Below are 18,883 nucleotides of genomic sequence, written 5' to 3'. Positions count from 1 at the left end.
GCGGAGCTTCTCCCGTCTGGGATTGACCTTTGTCCGGGGCGTGATCTCCACAGCGACGGCGGGAGGGGGACTCACCGCCGCTGGGGCGTCACACGTCTCCTTCCCATCGTCACTCCCTCCGCGAAAAGGTGCAATGGGAAGCGCAACCATCGGTCTGGGCAGGCGAGTTCGGATACCATCAGGCCCCTGTCCGAAGGTGGCGGTCACGGCACCTGCCACGGCAGGAGCTTGTCCGGGTTGCGTACGGCCCAGATGTGCGTGATCCGGTCGTGCTCGTCGACCCGGAACGAGAACACCGTCTCGATCCGGCCCCCGGACTCGACCGCCAGGCCCGGCAGCCCGTTGACCGTGCGCTCGAGGATCGCGCGCGGCGGCGCGAGGCGGGCGACCATCAGATAGAGGTGGGCGATCGGCTCGGCACCCTGAAGCGGCAGCAGGCGGGCGATGGCACGGCCGCCGCCGTCGGAGACCGCGAGGGCGGCCGGGTCGAGCAGGCCGATCAGGGCCTCGATGTCCTGGGTCTCCCAGGCCGCCTTGAACCGCTGGACCACCCGCGCCTGCCGGGCCGCGTCCGGGCTCGCCCCGGCGCGCGCGGCGGTGACGCGGCGGCGGGCCGAGGAGGCCAGCTGGCGGCAGGCCGCGGGGCTGCGGCCGACGATCTCGGCCACCTCGGCGAACGGATAGCGGAAGACGTCGTGCAGCACGAACGCGACGCGCTCGGCGGGGGTCATCGACTCGAACAACACCAGGAAGGCCATGGTCACCGACTCGTCGAGGGTGATCCGGTCCGCCGGATCCCCGCCCGCGCCGCCCGCCGCGCCGGTGTTCCACTCGGCGGGGTCGGGCAGCGGTTCCGGGATCCACTCCCCGACGTAGGTCTCCCGCCGCACGCGCGCCGAGCCGAGCAGGTTCAGACAGATCCGGCCGGCCACCTTCGTCAGCCAGGCCCCCGGGGACACGATGGCGTCCTGCTCCTGCCGGGACATCGCGTACCAGCGGGTGTAGGTCTCCTGGACGACGTCCTCGGCGTCGGCCAGGGAGCCGAGCAACCGGTAGGCGAGATTGATCAGTTGCCGCCGTTCGCTCATGATCGCGGCGAGGCCGGGGTCCTGCTCCTCGACCGCCTCGCGCCGTCCCTGCCCCTGTCTCTGTCCCTGTCCCGATGGGGTGGTCATGCGCTCTCCGGCTCCCTCGTCCATGTGCTCTCGCTCCTTGTGTCCCGCTCGCGCGCCGTCACGCTTCCCGCGCCGCCGTGGTCCGCGGCTCTCCCCCTCTCCGACCGATCGGGGCGGCGGATTGTGAGGCCGGCGGCCCACCTCACATTCCACGGGGCTGTGTTGTCGGACGGGTGAAGAGGAACACGAGTCCCCCTCCCCAGGACAGGAGTCCGGCCATGAACGACTTCCAGCGGATCGCCGACCGCGTCGAGATCGACGCGCTGCGCGCCGAGTTCACCGACGCGGCGATGATGCGCGACCGCGCCCGCCTCGCCGCGCTGTTCACCCCCGACGGCGTACTGCGCATGCCCAACATCCCGGTCGAGTTCACCGGCCGGGAGGAGATCCGGACCGGAGGCGAACGCCTGCAGAGCCAGTGGGACTTCTTCGTCCAGAACAGCCACTCCGGCGCGGTCGACATCGACGGCGACACCGCCACCGGGCGTACCTACATCCAGGAGATCGCGCGGGTGCTCGACGGCCGCTCGGGCCAGAACTTCGCCGTCTACCACGACACTTACCGGCGCCTGCCGGAGGGCTGGAGGTTCGCCGAGCGGGTCTACGAGGTCCGGTACGTCGACACCACCCCGCTCGCGGGTTCGGCGCCCGGCCCCGACGGCCAGGCGCACGGCGCCGCCGAGATGGGCGCGCCCCTCGAAGAGGCGGCTGTGGCCGATGATTTCGCCGTACCGGTGTCCGCCGAGCGGCTCGACCGGACCGTCGCCGCGTTGCGGGCGAACGGCTTCGCCGCCGAACTCCTCGACGACGTCGCCGCCGCGCGCGTCCGGATGGCGGAGCTGATCCCCGAGGGCGCGAGTGTGTTCACCGGGGCCAGTGAGACGCTCCGGCTCTCCGGGATCGCCGAGGACATCGAGACGGGCGGCCGGTGCGAGGCCGTCCGGCCGCGGGTGCTGAGGATGGACCGGGCCACCGAGTCCGACGAGATCCGCCGGCTCACGGCCACCCCGGACGTCTTCGTCGCCAGCGTCGCGGCCGTCACCGAGACCGGCGCACTCGTCATCGCCTCCGGCAGCGGCAGCCAGCTGCCCGCGTCCGCGGGCGGCGCCGCGAAGGCGGTCTGGGTGGTCGGGGCGCAGAAGGTGGTGCCCGACCTCGCGACGGCGCTGCGCCGGGTCGAGGAGCACGCCCTCCCGCTGGAGAACGTACGCGCGCAGGCGGCCTACGGGCAGCCGAGCGCGCTCAACCGGCTGCTCATCCTCAACGCCGAGCCGCAGCCCGGTCGTGGCACCGTGCTGCTGGTGCGCGAGGCCATCGGATTCTGACCCCGGGGGGCGAACCTGCCTTCGGGCGGCCGCTAGTCGGGTTCGCAGTGGGACGTGGGCAGGGTGCCGTCGGTGCCCGCGATGGTGACCGCGGCGGAGCCGTCCGGGGACGCGCCGTACGCGACGGTGCAGATCACCTGGCGTACGGCCAGCGGGTCGAGGTCGCGGACCCTGGTGGCGAAGTGGACGGTGTAGACCGACGTGCCGTCGGGGCCGGGCATGGGCCTGGCGTACGCCTGCGGCTTGCCCTCCAGGTCGATACGGCTGGTCAGCCCGGCGGCGCGCTCCCGCTCGTCCGGGCCCGAGAGCAGGATGGACAGCACCTTGTCGACGCCGATGACGTAGTCGTACTCGGTGTCGGGGGCGACATCCCCCCCGGCACCTCCGATGACTCCGGCTTCTTTGGTGGCTCCGGGCCTCGGAAAGGAGTAGGTACGGGCCACCGGCAGGAGCCGGCCGTCACGGCCGACGAAGAACAGGATCGCCCGGGCTCCGGTCGTCGGCTGGACGGTGACGGTCGCCGCGCCGCCCGCCTCCACGACGTCGCTCTTCTGGATGCCGCAGCCGGTGGCGAGCGGGGCGAGGAGCAGGGGCATGGCCAGGGTCAGGGCGGTGCCGGGGCGCACCCGCCGGCCAGAGAGGGGAATCCGGGTCACAGGGGGATCCTGACGGTGAAGACGGCGCCGCCGTCGGGGCGGTTGGCGGCGACGACCGTGCCGCCGTGCAGCCGGACGTTCTCCAGGGTGATCGCGAGGCCGAGGCCGCTGCCCGCCGAGCGGGTACGGGCCGGGTCGCCCTTGTAGAAACGGTCGAAGACATGCGGCAGGACGTCGCCGGGGATGCCGGGGCCCCGGTCGGCGACCTCGGTGACGAGGGCGCCGGCCTCCTCGTACACCCGGACCGTGACCGGTGCGGCGCCGTGCCGCAGGGCGTTGCCGACGAGGTTGGCGACGACGACGTCGAAGCGGCGCGGGTCGAGCCGGGCGCGGATGCCGTCGGTGAGTTCGGTGACGACCGCCCCCGGCGCCACCCCGGCCCCGGCCCCGGGCCCGATTCCGACGCCGGGCCCGGCATGGCTCCCGGCCCAGGCCCCGCCTCCCGTCTGCGCACCGAACCCCGCCACACCGGGCCCTACCCCACCGATCCCGATCGCCCCGGGCCCCACCCAGTGGCGGTTCTGGAGGGTCTTGCGGACCAGTTCGGCGGCGTCGACCTCGTCCGTGTGCAGCTCGGCGGCGCGCGCGTCGAAGCGGGAGATCTCCATCAAGTCCTCGACGAGGACGGCCAGTTTTCCGGTCTCCGCGCTGACCAGGCGGACCGCGCGGGCGGTGTCCGAGTCGAGGGTGTCGGCGTCCTCGTCGAGGACCTCGGTGACGGCGAGCATCCCGGCCAGCGGGGTGCGCAGTTCGTGCGAGACGTCGGAGGCGAAGCGGCGGGCCCTGGCTTCGGCGTTCCGCAACTCCGCGACCGAACTCTCCAGTTCGGCCGCCGCCTGGTTGAAGGTGCGGGCGAGGTCGGCGAGTTCGTCGCTGCCCTTGGCATGGATCCGGGCGTCGAGCCGCCCCTCCCCCATGTCGTGGGCGGCGCGCCGCAGTTCGCGGACCGGGCGGAGCACGCTGCGGGAAGCGAGGAGCGCGGGCACGAGGGCGACGAGCAGGGCGGGCAGGGCGCCGTCGCGGGCGGCGGTGACCATCGCGGCGATGTTGGCGTCCTCGACGCGCAGGTCCATCACGGCGTACAGGACGACCCCGGTGGGGCGGCCCGCCGGGTAGCTGTGGCCGGCCGGGAAGACGGCGGGGACGGCGATGGTGAGATACGGGGTGCCGCCCCGGACGACCCGCTGGAAGCTGCCGTGCGGGGTGTCCGACGCCAGTGCGTGGGCGCGTAGTTCGGGGGTGAGGACGCTGGATCCGGGCCGGTCGGTGGAGGAGACGCGCAGAACGCCGTCGTATTCCGCGTACACCCGCCAGGGGTGCGGCCGGCCCTCGGCGGCGATCCTCAGCAGCTCCGCGCGCATGGCCTTCTCGTTGAGGGGGAGCGAGGTGGAAAGCGTCGCGACCTGGCGGCGGAAGGAGCCGACGGCGGTGTCCTGGGTCTGTTCGAGGATCGCGGTGCGGGCGGCACGGTAGGTCAGGGCGGCGGTCGTGCCGCAGCCCACGGCGGCGACGAGGAGGAAGGCGAAGACGAGCCGGGTGCGCAGGCCGAAGGGGCGAGGGCGGGGCGGGCGGCGCCGGCGGGCGGACCGCCGGCCGCCGGCCGCGCGGGTCTTCGCCCGCGGGCCGGGGTCCGGTGCGCGGCGCGCGGGCCGCACGTCGGACTGGGCATCGGACGGGGCATCCGACCGGACGTCGGACCGGGCATCGGACCGGGAGCGGGAGCGGCCCCTCACTGGAGGGGTCCGAAGCGGTAGCCGAAGCCGCGCAGCGTCTGGATGTAGCGCGGCTCGCCGGGCACGTCCTCGATCTTGTTGCGCAGCCGCCGGACGCAGGCGTCGACGAGGCGCGCGTCCCCGTGGAAGCTGTGCTCCCAGACGTGTTCGAGGAGCTGCTGGCGGCTGAAGACCTGCTCGGGCGCGGCCGTGAGGTGAAGCAGCAGTTTGAGTTCGGAGGGGGCGAGGGCGACGCGGTCGCCGTTCTTGGCGACGGTCAGGCCGACCCGGTCGATGGCCAGTTCGCCGTGGAACTCGACGCCGGGCCGGCCGCCGCCCGGTTCCTCGATGCGGCGCAGCACGGCGCGGATCCGGGCCTCGATGACCTGGGTCCGCGCGGGCTTGACGATGTAGTCGTCGGCGCCCGCCTCCAGGCCGACGACCACGTCGAAGTCGTCGCCCCGGGCGGTGAGCATGATGATGGGCAGCTGGCTGGTCTCGCGGACCTTGCGGCAGACCTGGACGCCGTTCATGCCGGGCAGCATCAGATCGAGCAGCAGCAGATCGGGCCGGAACTCGCCGAGCGCGGCAAGGCCCGCCTCGCCGGTCGGCGCGGCGCGCACCTCGTGGCCGCGGCGGCGCAGCCCCAGCTCGACGCCCTCGCGGACGGAGGGGTCGTCTTCGATCAGCAGCACGCGTGGCATCGGCAGTGATTCCCAGGTGGTCGGGCCAGGTGGTCGGAGGTTCGGCAGTACGGCGGTACGGCGTCGTACGGTACGGGCAGACCGGCGCCCTCACCAGGGAGGGGGCCCGGTGAGGGCGCCGGGGCAGGACGAGGCGTCCGGGGGGCGGGGTCAGGCTCGGCGGCTCCGCCCGCGGCCGGGTACACGGGCCGCGATGCTCGTCATCAGCCGTCGCACCTCCGTGAGGCCCAGCGGCCGGGCCAGGAGCGCGAAGACGGCCGCGATGACCACCGCGCCGGCGAGACCCGAGACGACCCGGCCCGCCGGAGCGGTCAGTTCGGCGGTGACCAGGGCGAGTCCGGCGGCGGGCACCGCGGCGGCAAGCAGCCGGACGAGCGCGGCGACCGCTCCCGTACCCCCGGCCCCCTCTCCCGTACCCACAGCCGCGCGGCCGGTGCCGCGCAGCTTCCGGGACAGGACGTACGCGGTCAGCCCCCACCCGGCCCACAGGGCGAGGCTGTAGCCGGCGGCCATGCCCGCGACCGCCCACCGGGCGGGCAGGACGGCGTGGGCGGTGACGGCGAGAAGGGCGTTGAGGCCCGCGATGACCAGGTTGAGGAAGAACGGCGTACGGGTGTCGCGCAGCGCGTAGAAGGCGCGGGTGCACACGTACTGCCCGGACAGGGCGACCAGTCCGGGCGCGAGGGCCATCAGGATCCAGGCCATCGAGCGGACCGCGTCGGCGTCCGTCCGGCCGTACTGGTAGACCACGCCCATCACCGGTACCGCGAGCGCGAACAGGGCGCAGGCGGCCGGGACGATGGCGGCGGCGCTGGTGCGCTGCGCGCCCGCGACGTCACGGCGTACGGCGGCGAGGTCGCCGTCGGCCGCCGCGCCGCTCATCCGGGGCATCAGGGCGGTGACGAGGGCGACGGTGACGATGCCGTGCGGGACCATCCACAGTTGGTAGGCGTTGTTGTACGCGCTGAGTCCGGCGCCCTCGGCGAGCTGGCCGGCCGCCGTGGCGACCTTGGTCGTCACCCAGTAGGCGCCCTGGTTGGTGAGGACGAGCAGGACGAGCCAGCCGGCCGCGCGCAGGGGTGCGGCGAGTCCGCTGCCGCGCCAGTCGAAGCGGGGCCGCCAGCGAAATCCGGCGGCGCGCAGGGACGGAACGAGGGCGACGGCCTGAAGGACGATGCCTGCGGTGGTGCCCCAGCCGAGCAGCGCGGTGCGCCCCGGGGAGAGGGTGCCGCCGGGGCCCGTGCCCGCGCCCGCAGCGCCGTACAGGGCGAGGAAGAGGCCGAACACGGCGACCACGACGACGTTGTTGAGCACCGGGGTCCACATCATGGCGCCGAACCGGCCGCGCGCGTTGAGGACTTGGCCGAGCAGGGTGAACATCCCGAGGAAGAGGATCTGCGGCAGGCAGGAGCGGGTGAAGGCGATCGTCATGTCCCGCTGCGCGCCCGTGTAGTCGGTGTACGCGTCGACGATCGCGGGCGCTGCGAGCACGGCGGCGGCCGTCAGCGCGGTGAGGGCGAGCAGGCAGACGGTGAGCAGCCGGTCCGTGTAGGCGACGCCGCCGTCCTCGTGTTCCTTGGCGGCCTTGACCAGTTCGGGGACGAAGACGGCGTTGAGGGCGCCGCCGAGGAGCAGCATGTAGACGATCGTGGGCACGGAGTTGCCGACGGCGTATCCGTCGGCGACGAAGCCCGTGCCGATGGCGGCGGCGACGATCGCCGAGCGGACGAATCCGGTGGCGCGCGAGACGAGCGAACCGGCGGCCATCACGGCGCCGCTGCGCAGCAGGGACGGGCCGCGCCCCGGCGCCGGGGCGCCGGGGCCGGTGTTCGCGGGGGCGGCGGAGCCGCCGGGTCCGTCCGCTCCCGCGCGGTCGGTGGCGACCCCCGTCATCGGCGGGCCATGTACGCCTGGAAGGCGCGGTACAGCGTGTAATTGGTCGTACCGGACAACGGAATCTCCCACTCCCCCAGGGTCTCGACGACCTGTCCGCCCGTGCCGAGCTTCCAGCGCAGCAGCCCGTGGGCGCGGTCGTCGGGGTCGAGGGTGGAGGGTACCCCGCGCAGGTCGTAGACGTCCGCGCCGAGGGCGTGGGCGTCGAGGAGCATGCGCCATTGCAGGGCGTTGGAGGGGCGGACCTCGCGGCGGTGGTCGGCGGAGGCGCCGGTCTGGTACCAGACCCGCCGGCCGACCGTGATCATGGTGTGGGCGGCCAGGATCTCGCCCTCGTGGCGGGCGAGATAGAGCTTCATCCGGCCGGGGCACTCGGCGTTGAGGACCGCGTACTGGCGCTCGTAGTACGCGAGGGAGCGGCCGAGCCGGAAGCCGTCGCGTTCCTCGGTGACGCGCAGCAGCCGGTGGAAGGCGGGCAGGTCGGCGGCGGAGCCGATGACGACCTCGACGCCGCTCTTGCGGGCGCGGCGGATATTGCGCCGCCACTCCTGGTTGAGTCCGGACCACAGGTCCTCGGGGGTGCGGCCGGTGAGCGGTATCTGGTAGACGAGCCGGGGCTGGGCGTCGGCGCCGTCGCCGGTGCCGTCGCCGTCCCCGCCGCAGCGCTGCCAGCCGCGGGACCGCAGCCGTTCGGCGACGGCCGTGCCGAGCGGGTCGACCTCGGTGGCGAGGACGTCGGCCAGGCGGCGGCCGGGCCCGGCGTGGGCCTTGAGGGTGGCGGCGTCCCAGCGCCGGAACGCGGGCTCGGGGCCGATCCGTACGGCGAACACACCGGAGGCCCGCAGATGGGCGAGCAGCGGGTCGAGCCAGTCGTCGATCCGGGGGTCGGCCCAGTCGGCGACGGGGCCTTCGGGCAGGTACGCGAAGAACTTGCGGGTACCGGGCAGCGGCCGCAGGAGCACGAGCGCGACACCGTCGACGCGGCCGGACTGGGCTCCCCAGCCGACGAGTTGATGGCGCCAGCCGTCCTTCACGGCGGCCCAGGCGGGCAGTTGGAGGAAGCTCGGGCCGTCGGGTCCGGTGGAGCGGCTGTCGAGGAAGGCGCGGTACGTCTCGGGGGTCACGGGCCCGGTCCACCGCCCGGCGGTGAAGGCGGGCCCGAAGCCGGACGCCGCACCGGGCGCCGAGCCATGTCCCGAGCCGGACGCGGAGCGGGATGCGGGGCCGGATGCCGCGTCCGGCCAGGCGCCTGACGCCGGCATTGACGCGGGCTCCTGGTCGGACGCGGAGGGACCGGGGGACGCGGGCGGAACAAGCAGCGCGGACACGACGGGGGCCTCCTTCTTCCGCCCCGTTCGGCGGCCTTCGGTGGCCGTTCGCTGGTGGGGCATGACGGCAGATTCACAGCCGGTCGTGACCGGTCCGCGCGGGGAATGTGACCGGACGATGACCGTTGCCCCGCATTACCGTCACAGGGGCGCGACGGGCCTCCACAGCCGCCTACAGTCCAGGACATCCCACTCTTCGTCCCTCTCGGAAGGTCGGTCCCGTGCCGCGGATCCGCACGCGTCGCATACGCGTCCACATTCCCCTGCTCGCTCTCACGGCGGCGGCGCTCACCGCCTGTTCGGCCGCGACGGCGACCGAGACGACGGGTGGCGGTTCCGCTGCCGCCGGCGCGCACGGCGATCCGGCGAAGGTGACCGTGGCGCCGCCGGCCGCCGGCCGTCCGGTGAAGGTCACGGCGAGCGGCGGCACCCTCGCCGCGGTGAAGGTCGTCGACGCCGACGGCGGTGTGCTCGCGGGCCGTTCGAGCGCGGACTCCGCCTCGTGGGCGTCCGACCGGAAGGCCGCGCCCGGCACCTCGTACACCGTCGAGGTCACCGCCCGCGGCACCGGCGGCAAGGAGACGACGTCCCGCAAGTCCTTCACCACGCCGAAGGCGGAGCTGGTCAACAAGCTGACGCTGGCCCCCGGCAAGAACACCACGGTCGGCATCGCCCAGCCGCTGTCGATCGTCTTCGACCGTCCCGTCGCCGACAAGGCGGCCGTGGAAAAGCAGTTGAAGGTCACCACGTCCAACAACACCGAGGGTTCCTGGGGTTGGATCACCGACTGGTCCGGCAAGGACCGGGTGGACTGGCGCCCCAGCGCGTACTGGAAGCCGGGTACGAAGGTCACCCTGGACGCGACCTTGAACGGCACCGACTCGGGCGCCCGCGGCGGCTGGTTCGTCCGCGACTACCATACCGGCTTCACCGTCGACTCGACGGCCCGCGTCGTCAAGGTCGACCTCGACAGCGACCAGCTGACGGTCGAACAGGACGGCCGCACCGTCCGTACGATCCCGGTCTCCGGCGGCACTCCGGGCGGCGACAAGCGGTCCTGGCGGGGCACCGCCGTCCTGATGGCGAAGGAGGGCACCATCAGGATGAACTCCGAGACCGTCGGGCTCGGCTCCGCCTACGACAAGATGGTCAACTCCTCGATGCGGCTGACCTGGTCGGGGATGTACGCCCACGCGGCCCCGTGGAACGCGCAGCACTTCGGCCGCTCGAACCAGAGTTCCGGCTGCATCGGCATGAGCACCGAGCAGGCCGCGAGCCTCTTCGAGGCGCTCCGCCCCGGCGACCCCTTCGAGATCAAGGGCGCGGACACCAAGGGCGTGGTCGCCGAGGGCAACGGCTACGGGGCGTGGAACGTGTCGTGGGAGCAGTGGCGCGCCAAGAGCGCCCTGCGCTGAGCGGGACACGGGGGCACTCGGCTCCCGTGACGGCCGCTGCCCGGACGCTGCCCCGGACACCGGCTCGACCGCCGTCCCGGCCCGCCGGCGGCGGCCCGGCGGTCACCACTGCGCGACGGTGTCCCGCATCGCCCACACCAGGATCTCGGCGTCGGCCGTCGCCAGGAGCGTGAGGCCCTTCTCCGCCGTGGCCCGGACCGCGTCGCCCGGCGCCAGGTCGTGGTCCGCGAGGCGGACCGCGCCGCGCACCACATGAACGTAGAGAGTGTCCGCGTCCGGCAGTGCGACCCGGTCACCGGCGACGGGCCGGTGGACATGGAGGGTCGCGGCGGCGGCCGGAACGGCGTACGAGAAGGCGGCGCCATCCACCGGACCGCCGTCCACCGGACCGCCGCCCCCAGGATCACCACCCGCCGCGCCCCGCACCACCTCGTACGACGGCTCGCCGCCGGCCTCCGCCGGGGCGAGCCACATCTGTACGAAGGCGAGCGGGGCCGCGCCGTCGTTGCGCTCGGTGTGCCGGACGCCCGAGGCGGCGCTCAGATACTGAAGGTCTCCGGGCCCAAGGACCGTGGCGTGTCCGGTCGAGTCACGGTGGGTGAGCTGCCCCTCGACGACCCAGGTGACGATCTCGGTGTGACTGTGCGGGTGCTCGTCGAAACCGGCGCCCGGCGCGAGGCGTTCCTCGTTGCAGGCGAGCAGCGCACCGAAGCGGAGATTGGCGGGGTCGTAGAACCGGCCGAAGGAGAAGGCGTGCCGGGTGTCGATGCCCGCGCCGGGGTCGCCGCCGGGGTACCGCTCGTCCGCGCGCTGGAGGAGTATCACAGGGCCTACGGTAGTCATCGGCTTTCTCCCCAGCCGCCCCGCCACCGCATGCGGCCCTTCCGATAAGGCAGTCTTGTCCCCGTGTCTGATCCCGTGAACGCCGCTCACCCGCATGCCGCGACCCTGAAGCGCCTCGAACAGTCCTCCGGGCGACTCGCCGCCAGCGCCATCGCCCGGATGGACGAGACGCTGCGGTGGTACCGGGCGATGCCACCGGAGAACCGGTCGTGGATCGGTCTGGTCGCCCAGGCCGGTATCGCCGCGTTCACCGAGTGGTTCCGGCACCCGGAGACCCCGCAGGCGATCCCGACCGACGTGTTCGGCACGGCGCCGCGCGAGCTGACCCGGGCGATCACCCTGCGTCAGACCGTGGAGATGGTGCGCACCACCATCGAGGTCATGGAGTCGGCGATCGACGAGGTGGCGGCGCCCGGCGAGGCGCCGGTGCTGCGCGAGGCGCTCCTCGTCTACGCCCGGGAGATCGCGTTCGCGACCGCCCAGGTGTACGCGCAGGCCGCCGAGGCCCGCGGCGCCTGGGACGCCCGGCTCGAATCGCTCGTGGTGAACGCGGTGCTGTCGGGCGAGGCCGACGAGGGCGCGATCTCGCGGGCCGCCGCGCTCGGCTGGAGTTCGCCGGACAACGTGTGCGTGGTGCTCGGCACCGCCCCGGACGGCGACAGCGAACTGACCGTGGAGGCGATCCGGCGGGCCGCCCGGCACGCCAAGCTCCAGGTACTCACCGGCGTCCTCGGCAACCGGCTCGTGGTGATCGCGGGCGGCAACGACAACCCGCTCGCGGTGGCGAAGGCCCTGATCGGCCCGTACGCGCAGGGTCCGGTGGTGGCCGGTCCGGTCGTCCCGGACCTGCTGGCCGCGACCCGGTCCGCGCAGGCCGCCGCCGCCGGACTCAAGGCCTGCACGGCCTGGCAGGACGCCCCGCGCCCGGTGCTCGCGGACGATCTGCTTCCGGAGCGCGCGATCGCCTCCGACCCCGCCGCGCGCGAGCAGCTGGTGGAGGAGATCTACAGACCGCTGGAGGAGGCGGGCTCGGCGCTCCTGGAGACGCTGAGTGTCTATCTGGAGCAGGCGAGCAGCCTGGAAGGCGCGGCGCGGATGCTGTTCGTACACCCGAACACCGTGCGCTACCGGCTCCGACGTGTGACCGACGTCACCGGCTGGTCACCCTCTGATGTCCGTTCGGCGTTCACTCTGCGGATCGCGCTGATCCTGGGGCGGTTGGCCGACGCGGAGACGCACGCCTAGGTGAGACCCTGGACTTTTGTGGGACTTCGACAATTCCCCCGACGGTTCTTCGTCCTTGTCCCCACCGGCGTCGAGGACCGTCTCCAAGAGAGAGTGTGAAGGTGTTCGTACTCGTCGCTCCCGGCCAAGGCGCCCAGACGCCCGGCTTCCTGAATCCCTGGCTCGAGCTCCCCGGTGCCGCCGACCGCGTCGCGGCCTGGTCCGAGGCCATCGGTCTCGACCTCGCCCACTACGGCACGAAGGCCGACGCGGAGGAGATCCGCGACACCGCGGTGGCACAGCCACTGCTGGTCGCCGCCGGTCTGCTGTCCGCCGCCGCCCTCGGTGACGCGGCTCCCGGTGACGCCGTCACCGGTGCCGTCGCGCCCGGCGCGGTCGCCGGTCACAGCGTCGGCGAGTTCACCGCCGCCGCTTTCGCGGGTGTCCTCGACGACACCGCCGCGCTGCGGCTGGTCCGTGCCCGCGGGCTCGCGATGGCCGAGGCCGCCGCGGTCACCGAGACGGGTATGTCGGCGCTGCTCGGCGGCCGGCCCGAGGTGACCCTCCCGCACCTGGAGAAGCTCGGTCTGACCGCGGCGAACGTGAACGGCGCCGGCCAGATCGTGGCCGCCGGCACCATGGAGCAGCTCGCCGCGCTGGCCGAGGACAAGCCCGAGGGCGTGGTCCGCGTGGTGCCGCTGAAGGTGGCGGGCGCGTTCCACACCCACCACATGGCCCCGGCGGTGGCGAAGCTGGAGGAGGCGGCGAAGGAGCTGTCCCCGGCCGACCCGGTCACCCGGTTCGTCTCCAACAAGGACGGCTCGGTCGTGACCACGGGCGCGGATGTCATCGCGCGCCTGGTCGGCCAGGTCGCCAACCCGGTCCGCTGGGATTTGTGCATGGAAACCTTCAAGGAGCTGGGCGTCACCGGCCTGGTCGAGGTGTGCCCCGGCGGCACCCTGACCGGTCTCGCGAAGCGTGCCCTGCGCGGTGTCCCCACCGTGGCTCTGAAGACCCCGGACGACCTCGACGCGGCCCGCGCGCTCATCGCCGAGACGTCGGCCACGGCCTGACAAGGAGTGTCGAGAAGCATGGCGAAGATCAAACCCAGTAAGGGCGCCCCGTACGCCCGCATCCTCGGTGTCGGCGGCTACCGCCCGACCCGCGTGGTGCCCAACGAGGTGATCCTGGAGACGATCGACTCGTCCGACGAGTGGATCCGCTCGCGCTCCGGCATCGAGACCCGTCACTGGGCGTCCCCGGAGGAGACCGTCACCGCGATGTCGGTGGAGGCCGCCGGCAAGGCGATCGCCGACGCGGGCATCGACCCCGGGCAGATCGGCGCGGTCGTCGTCTCCACGGTGTCGCACTTCAAGCAGACCCCGGCCGTGGCCACCGAGATCGCCGACAAGGTCGGCGCCGGCAAGCCCGCCGCCTTCGACATCTCCGCCGGCTGCGCGGGCTTCGGCTACGGCCTGACCCTCGCCAAGGGCATGATCGTCGAGGGTTCCGCCGAGTACGTGCTGGTGATCGGCGTCGAGCGGCTGAGCGACCTGACCGACCTGGAGGACCGCGCGACGGCCTTCCTGTTCGGCGACGGCGCCGGTGCCGTGATCGTCGGCCCCTCGGACGAGCCGCACATCGGCCCCACCGTGTGGGGTTCGGAGGGCGACAAGTCCGAGACGATCAAGCAGACCGTGCCGTGGAACGAGTTCCACGTCGGCGATGTGTCGCGGCTGCCGCTCGACAGCCGCGGCGAGGTCAAGTTCCCGGCCATCACGCAGGAGGGCCAGGCGGTGTTCCGCTGGGCCGTCTTCGAGATGGCGAAGGTCGCCCAGCAGGCGCTGGACGCCGCCGGCATCAGCGCCGACGACCTGGACGTCTTCATCCCGCACCAGGCCAATATGCGGATCATCGACTCGATGGTGAAGACGCTGAAGCTGCCGGAGCACGTCACGGTCGCCCGTGACATCGCGTCCACCGGCAACACCTCGGCCGCCTCGATCCCGCTCGCGATGGAGCGGCTCCTGGCGACCGGCAAGGCGAAGAGCGGCGATACGGCGCTCCTCATCGGCTTCGGGGCGGGGCTGGTCTTCGCCGCGACGGTCGTTACTCTCCCCTAGGGTCTGCGAAGCCCCTTCCAGGGTCTGCCAAGGCCCCCCTGGGGCCCGCCACCGGCATCACGGCCCCCGGCCGGGATCCACCGGCCAGACCCCGGGCGCCGGTCGGCCCCCGGGACCTCGTGTCCCAGGCCTTCCGGTCGTCCTGTCCGTCCCCTACGTCCTACGGCGTGCGGCAACCGCACCGTCGTACAACAACAAGGAGCGCCACCCATGGCCCACACCCAGGAGCAGATCGTCGAGGGTCTCGCGGAGATCGTCAACGAGATCGCGGGCATCCCGGTCGAGGACGTCAAGCTGGACAAGTCCTTCACCGACGACCTGGACGTCGACTCGCTGTCCATGGTCGAGGTCGTCGTGGCCGCCGAGGAGCGCTTCGACGTCAAGATCCCCGACGAGGACGTCAAGAACCTCAAGACGGTCGGCGACGCCACCGACTACATCCTGAAGCACCAGGCCTGATCCGGCCTCTGCTGACCCCGGTCCGCCACCCAGCGGTGGCGCCGTTTTCCGACCATCACACACATGGAGAACGATTCCTGTGAGCTCGACCAATCGCACCGTGGTCGTTACCGGTATCGGCGCAACCACTCCGCTGGGTGGCGATTCCGCCTCCACCTGGGAGGGGCTGATCGCCGGACGTTCCGGCGCCGCCGCCCTGACGGACGAGCGCTTCGCGGAGCTGCCCGTCCGTATCGCCGCGCCCGCCGCGGTGGAGCCCTCCGAGGTCCTGCCCCGCCCGCTGGCCCGCAAGCTGGACCGCTCGGCGCAGTTCGCGCTGATCGCGGCCCGTGAGGCCTGGGCCGACGCCGGCTACACCGGCCCGGCCGGCGAGGACGCGAAGGTCGACCCCGAGCGGCTCGGTTCCGTCATCGCCTCCGGTATCGGCGGTGTCATCACCCTGCTCGACCAGTACGACGTACTGAAGAACTCCGGTGCGCGCCGGGTCTCCCCGCACACCGTGCCGATGCTGATGCCGAACGGCCCCTCCGCCAACGTGGGTCTGGAGGTGAACGCCCGGGCGGGCGTGCACACCCCGGTCTCGGCGTGCGCGTCGGGCGCCGAGGCGATCGGCTACGCCATCGAGATGATCCGTACCGGCCGGGCCGACGTGGTCGTGGCCGGCGGCACCGAGGCCGCGATCCACCCGCTGCCGGTGGTGGCCTTCGCCAACATGATGGCGATGTCCAAGAACAACGACGAGCCCGAGAAGGCGTCGCGCCCGTACGACAAGGCCCGGGACGGCTTCGTCCTCGGCGAGGGCGCCGGTGTGATCGTGCTGGAGTCCGAGGAGCACGCGAAGGCGCGCGGCGCGAAGATCTACTGCGAGGCCGTGGGCCAGGGTCTGTCGGCCGACAGCCACCACATCGCGCAGCCCGAGCCGACCGGCCGGGGCATCGCCGCCGCCATGCGCAACCTGCTGGACTCCACGGACCTGAAGCCGTCCGAGATCGTCCACCTCAACGCGCACGCCACGTCGACGCCGCTGGGCGACGTCGCCGAGATCAAGGCGCTGCGTCTGGTCCTGGGCGACGACCTGGACCATGTCGCGATCTCCGCCACCAAGTCGATGACCGGCCACCTGCTGGGCGGCGCGGGTGGCGTCGAGACGGTCGCGACCGTTCTCGCGCTGCACCACCGGACGGCCCCGGCGACGATCAACGTCGACGACCTGGACCCGGAGGTCGACGCCGACATCGTGCGCGACGAGCCGCGCGCGCTGCCCGAGGGCACGATCGCCGCGGTCAACAACTCGTTCGGCTTCGGCGGCCACAACGTGGTTCTGGCCTTCCGTTCGGTCTGACCGCTCGCCGCGGTCCGATCGTTCATCACGGTCCGATCGTTCATCACGGTCCGATCGCTCATCACGGTCTGACCGGACGTCATGGTCTGACCGGACGTCGGACGCATATGCCTCAAGGCCCTGCCGGGATGTCCCGGCGGGGCCTTTGGCATATGCGTGTCGGGGCGGGTGTGCGTTCCGGCATATGCCAAGACTGGGCCGGTCGGGCGGGTACAGGCCGAGAGGGCCGAACGGCCCCCCGCGCGGGCACTTCGGCCGCGTAGGGTCCGGGCCATGACCGTTTTACATGGTGCCCTCGTGACCCTTCGTCCCAGCGTCCGCGAGGACGTGCCCGCCCTCGCCGCCATCCGGGCGACACCCGAGGTGTGGCAGTGGTGGCAGGGCGGGGACGATCTCGCGGCGGATGTCTCGGCCACCCTCGACGACCCCGCGGTGCACTGTCTGACCGTCGAGTACGAGGAACGGATCGTCGGGCAGATCCAGTGGCACGCCGATGAGTCGACCGAGTACCGGCACGCCGGCATGGACGTGTTCCTCGATCCGGCGGTGCACGGCAAGGGCGTGGGCACGGACACCGTACGGACCCTGGCCGCCCATCTCGTCGACGACCACGGCCACCACCGGCTGACCATCGACCCGGCGGCCGGCAACATGGCGGCGATCCGCTGCTACGCGAAGGTCGGCTTCCGGCCGGTCGGCGTCATGCGGCAGTACGAGCGCGAGGCGAACGGGACCTGGCACGACGGGCTTCTGATGGACCTTCTGGCCGACGAGCTGGTGCGCTGAGCCCCAGTTCCCCGTACCCGGGGCCCGTAAGCCCCGTACCCCCATGCCAGTGCTCTTGCCAGTGCCCTTGCCCTTGCCGTGACGGGTGTCCTGTCGCTCCGGCCGGGGCTCCCCGGGGGCGTTCCCCGGCGGGCGCGACAGGACACCCGCTAGACGACCTGGTGCAGCCAGCGGACCGGGGCGCCCTCGCCCGCGTAGCGGAAGGGTTCCAGCTCGTCGTCCCAGGGCTTGCCGAGCAGCCGGGCGATCTCGGTCTCCAGGACCGTCTCGCCCCCGGCCGCGCGGGCGAGGGCGGCGCGCAGTCGGTCCTCGGGAATCAGGATGTCCCCGTGGATGCCGGTGACGGCGTGGAAGATGCCGAGTTCGGGGGTGGCGCTGTAGCGCTCGCCCTCGGCGGCGGCGCAGGGCTCCGCGGTGACCTCGAAGCGGAGCATCTGCCAGCCGCGCAGCGCGGAGGCGAGCTTGGAGGCGGTGCCGGTCTGGCCCTGCCAGGAGAATTCGGCTCGCCACATCCCTGGTGACGCGGGCTGGCGGACCCAGTCCAGCTGGACCCTCGCACCGAGGACGCCCGCGACCGCCCATTCGACGTGCGGGCAGAGCGCGCGCGGTGCGGAATGAACGTACAGGACTCCACGTGTCGTCACCGGGACCTCCAGTGTGGGGACAAGGGGGCGGCCTTTGCCAGCGGCCTCAGTACACATCATCACGAGAATGGGTATCCGCAAACCCCCAAAAAGGGGACAGCATGTGACGTGATGTAATTTACCGGAACCGAATCGGTGGCGGGTTCCCCTGGTTCGACGGGCCCAAGCTACCGTGCCCGGCCCGCCAGGGGAGGGCGTACGGTCGGGCGGGGACGGGTGGACACGAAGCTTTCACTCGCCAGGACGCGGATGGACCGCGAAGGAGGTTCGCGGATGCGCGGGCGACATCGTTTCCGCACGGCTGTCGCCGCCACGGCGGCGGCCCTGCTCTGCGCGGGGACCGCGGCCGGCTGCTCGGCGGCCGGCTCCGGTGACGGTGACGGAAGCGGAGGCGGGGCGCGCTCAGGGGGCGGGGCGGGGGCCGGAGCGGGCCGTCCGGCCGCGCCGGCGAAGCCCGTATGGAACACCTCCCCCGGCTCGGTCGCCGCCGTCGGCGACTCCGTCACCCGTGCCTTCGACGCCTGCTCGGTCCTGGCGGACTGCCCCGACGTGTCGTGGGCTACCGGCGGCGAGGCGGACGTGAACTCGCTCGCCCTGCGGCTCCTCGGCCCCGAGCGGGTGGCCGGCCACAGCTGGAACCTGGCCCGCACCGGGGCGCTGATGGCCGAGCTTCCGGAGCAGATGGACACGGCGGCGGCCGAACGGCCGGAGCTGGTGACCGTCATGATGGGCGCGAACGACGCCTGCCGGGACCGGGTGGAGCAGATGACCCCGGTCGACGACTTCCGTACCTCCTTCACGACCGCCCTCGGCCGGCTGCGGGCCAAGGCGCCGAAGTCCCAGGTGTACGTGGCGAGCGTGCCGGATCTGAAGCGGCTGTGGTCGACCGGACGGGTCAGCCCGATGGCTCGTCAGGTGTGGCAGCTTGGCATATGCGGCTCGATGCTGAAGGACCCGCAGGACCTGGGCGCGGCGGCCGAGGAGCGCCGGACGGCGGTGCGGGAGCGCGTGGTGGCGTACAACCGCGTACTGAAGGAGGTGTGCGCGAAGGACGAACGCTGCCGGTACGACGACGGGGCCGTCTTCGCGTTCCCCTTCGAGCAGGCCCAGCTGAGCCCGTGGGACTTCTTCCACCCCAGCCGGGACGGCCAGGCGCGGCTCGCGGAACTCGCGTACCGGCGGATCACCGCGCCGTAGCCGGCCGTGACTGCCCGGGGTCGCACCAGGACCGCCGGGCTCGGGCCGCGGAGCGGG

17 protein-coding genes are annotated in these 18,883 nt (G+C 72.8%); 9 read left to right on the top strand and 8 right to left on the bottom strand.

Annotated elements, in window-relative coordinates:
* Positions 1-203: 203 nt before the first annotated feature.
* Positions 204-1,175, bottom strand: coding sequence for an RNA polymerase sigma factor SigJ (gene sigJ / locus ACGFRB_RS06190; RefSeq protein WP_393239711.1), 972 nt, complete (start codon positions 1,173-1,175; stop codon positions 204-206).
* A gap of 218 nt (positions 1,176-1,393) precedes the next feature.
* On the opposite strand from sigJ, the gene ACGFRB_RS06185 reads away from it, so the two are divergent.
* On the top strand, positions 1,394-2,500 hold the full coding sequence (locus tag ACGFRB_RS06185; RefSeq protein ID WP_393239708.1) for an LUD domain-containing protein: 1,107 nt from the start codon (positions 1,394-1,396) through the stop codon (positions 2,498-2,500).
* Between the two features lie 32 nt (positions 2,501-2,532).
* On the opposite strand, the gene ACGFRB_RS06180 is transcribed toward ACGFRB_RS06185, so the two are convergent.
* The 5 genes from ACGFRB_RS06180 to ACGFRB_RS06160 all read right to left on the bottom strand — a co-directional run bounded on the left by ACGFRB_RS06180 (position 2,533) and on the right by ACGFRB_RS06160 (position 8,589).
* A complete protein-coding gene (locus ACGFRB_RS06180) occupies positions 2,533-3,156 on the bottom strand; it encodes a hypothetical protein (protein WP_393239706.1) in 624 nt (207 codons plus the stop codon).
* Positions 3,153-4,811, bottom strand: coding sequence for an ATP-binding protein (locus ACGFRB_RS06175; RefSeq protein ID WP_393239703.1), 1,659 nt, complete (start codon positions 4,809-4,811; stop codon positions 3,153-3,155). Before ACGFRB_RS06175 ends, ACGFRB_RS06180 begins: the two co-directional genes overlap by 4 nt.
* Before the next feature lie 74 nt (positions 4,812-4,885).
* A complete protein-coding gene (locus tag ACGFRB_RS06170) occupies positions 4,886-5,572 on the bottom strand; it encodes a response regulator transcription factor (protein WP_361231633.1) in 687 nt (228 codons plus the stop codon).
* A 150-nt stretch (positions 5,573-5,722) separates the two neighbouring features.
* A complete protein-coding gene (gene murJ / locus ACGFRB_RS06165; protein ID WP_393239700.1) occupies positions 5,723-7,465 on the bottom strand; it encodes a murein biosynthesis integral membrane protein MurJ in 1,743 nt (580 codons plus the stop codon).
* A complete protein-coding gene (locus tag ACGFRB_RS06160; RefSeq protein ID WP_393239697.1) occupies positions 7,462-8,589 on the bottom strand; it encodes a lipid II:glycine glycyltransferase FemX in 1,128 nt (375 codons plus the stop codon). Before ACGFRB_RS06160 ends, murJ begins: the two co-directional genes overlap by 4 nt.
* 425 nt (positions 8,590-9,014) lie before the next feature.
* On the opposite strand from ACGFRB_RS06160, the gene ACGFRB_RS06155 reads away from it, so the two are divergent.
* Entirely contained in the window at positions 9,015-10,208 is a 1,194-nt protein-coding gene (locus ACGFRB_RS06155; protein ID WP_393239694.1) for an Ig-like domain-containing protein, read from the top strand.
* Between the two features lie 102 nt (positions 10,209-10,310).
* Here ACGFRB_RS06155 and ACGFRB_RS06150 read toward each other — a convergent pair whose 3' ends face one another.
* Positions 10,311-11,033, bottom strand: coding sequence for a pirin family protein (locus ACGFRB_RS06150; protein ID WP_393239691.1), 723 nt, complete (start codon positions 11,031-11,033; stop codon positions 10,311-10,313).
* A gap of 81 nt (positions 11,034-11,114) precedes the next feature.
* Between ACGFRB_RS06150 and ACGFRB_RS06145 the strand changes: the two genes are divergently transcribed.
* The 6 genes from ACGFRB_RS06145 to ACGFRB_RS06120 all read left to right on the top strand — a co-directional run bounded on the left by ACGFRB_RS06145 (position 11,115) and on the right by ACGFRB_RS06120 (position 16,985).
* Positions 11,115-12,296 (top strand): helix-turn-helix domain-containing protein, encoded by a 1,182-nt coding sequence (locus tag ACGFRB_RS06145; RefSeq protein WP_363005327.1) that lies wholly within the window; start codon positions 11,115-11,117, stop codon positions 12,294-12,296.
* A gap of 101 nt (positions 12,297-12,397) precedes the next feature.
* Positions 12,398-13,348 (top strand): ACP S-malonyltransferase, encoded by a 951-nt coding sequence (locus ACGFRB_RS06140; RefSeq protein WP_363005378.1) that lies wholly within the window; start codon positions 12,398-12,400, stop codon positions 13,346-13,348.
* Positions 13,349-13,366: 18 nt separating this feature from the next.
* Complete coding sequence (locus tag ACGFRB_RS06135) at positions 13,367-14,398, top strand: ketoacyl-ACP synthase III (protein ID WP_363005329.1); 1,032 nt, start codon at positions 13,367-13,369, stop codon at positions 14,396-14,398.
* 210 nt (positions 14,399-14,608) lie between these two features.
* Entirely contained in the window at positions 14,609-14,857 is a 249-nt protein-coding gene (locus ACGFRB_RS06130) for an acyl carrier protein (protein ID WP_363005331.1), read from the top strand.
* Positions 14,858-14,936: 79 nt separating this feature from the next.
* Complete coding sequence (locus ACGFRB_RS06125; protein WP_363005332.1) at positions 14,937-16,199, top strand: beta-ketoacyl-[acyl-carrier-protein] synthase family protein; 1,263 nt, start codon at positions 14,937-14,939, stop codon at positions 16,197-16,199.
* Positions 16,200-16,472: 273 nt separating this feature from the next.
* On the top strand, positions 16,473-16,985 hold the full coding sequence (locus tag ACGFRB_RS06120) for a GNAT family N-acetyltransferase (RefSeq protein ID WP_393239686.1): 513 nt from the start codon (positions 16,473-16,475) through the stop codon (positions 16,983-16,985).
* A gap of 149 nt (positions 16,986-17,134) precedes the next feature.
* Here the strand turns inward: ACGFRB_RS06120 and ACGFRB_RS06115 are convergent, their stop codons facing one another.
* Positions 17,135-17,629 (bottom strand): DUF3145 domain-containing protein, encoded by a 495-nt coding sequence (locus tag ACGFRB_RS06115; protein WP_363005336.1) that lies wholly within the window; start codon positions 17,627-17,629, stop codon positions 17,135-17,137.
* Positions 17,630-17,902: 273 nt separating this feature from the next.
* On the opposite strand from ACGFRB_RS06115, the gene ACGFRB_RS06110 reads away from it, so the two are divergent.
* Positions 17,903-18,826, top strand: a complete 924-nt coding sequence (locus tag ACGFRB_RS06110; RefSeq protein ID WP_393239682.1) for an SGNH/GDSL hydrolase family protein — start codon at positions 17,903-17,905, stop codon at positions 18,824-18,826.
* Positions 18,827-18,883 lie beyond the last annotated feature (57 nt).

The sequence above is a fragment of the Streptomyces sp. NPDC048718 genome (assembly GCF_043198875.1).
Classification (GTDB): Bacteria; Actinomycetota; Actinomycetes; order Streptomycetales; family Streptomycetaceae; genus Streptomyces.
This window is presented reverse-complemented; position numbering and strand designations above follow the sequence as displayed.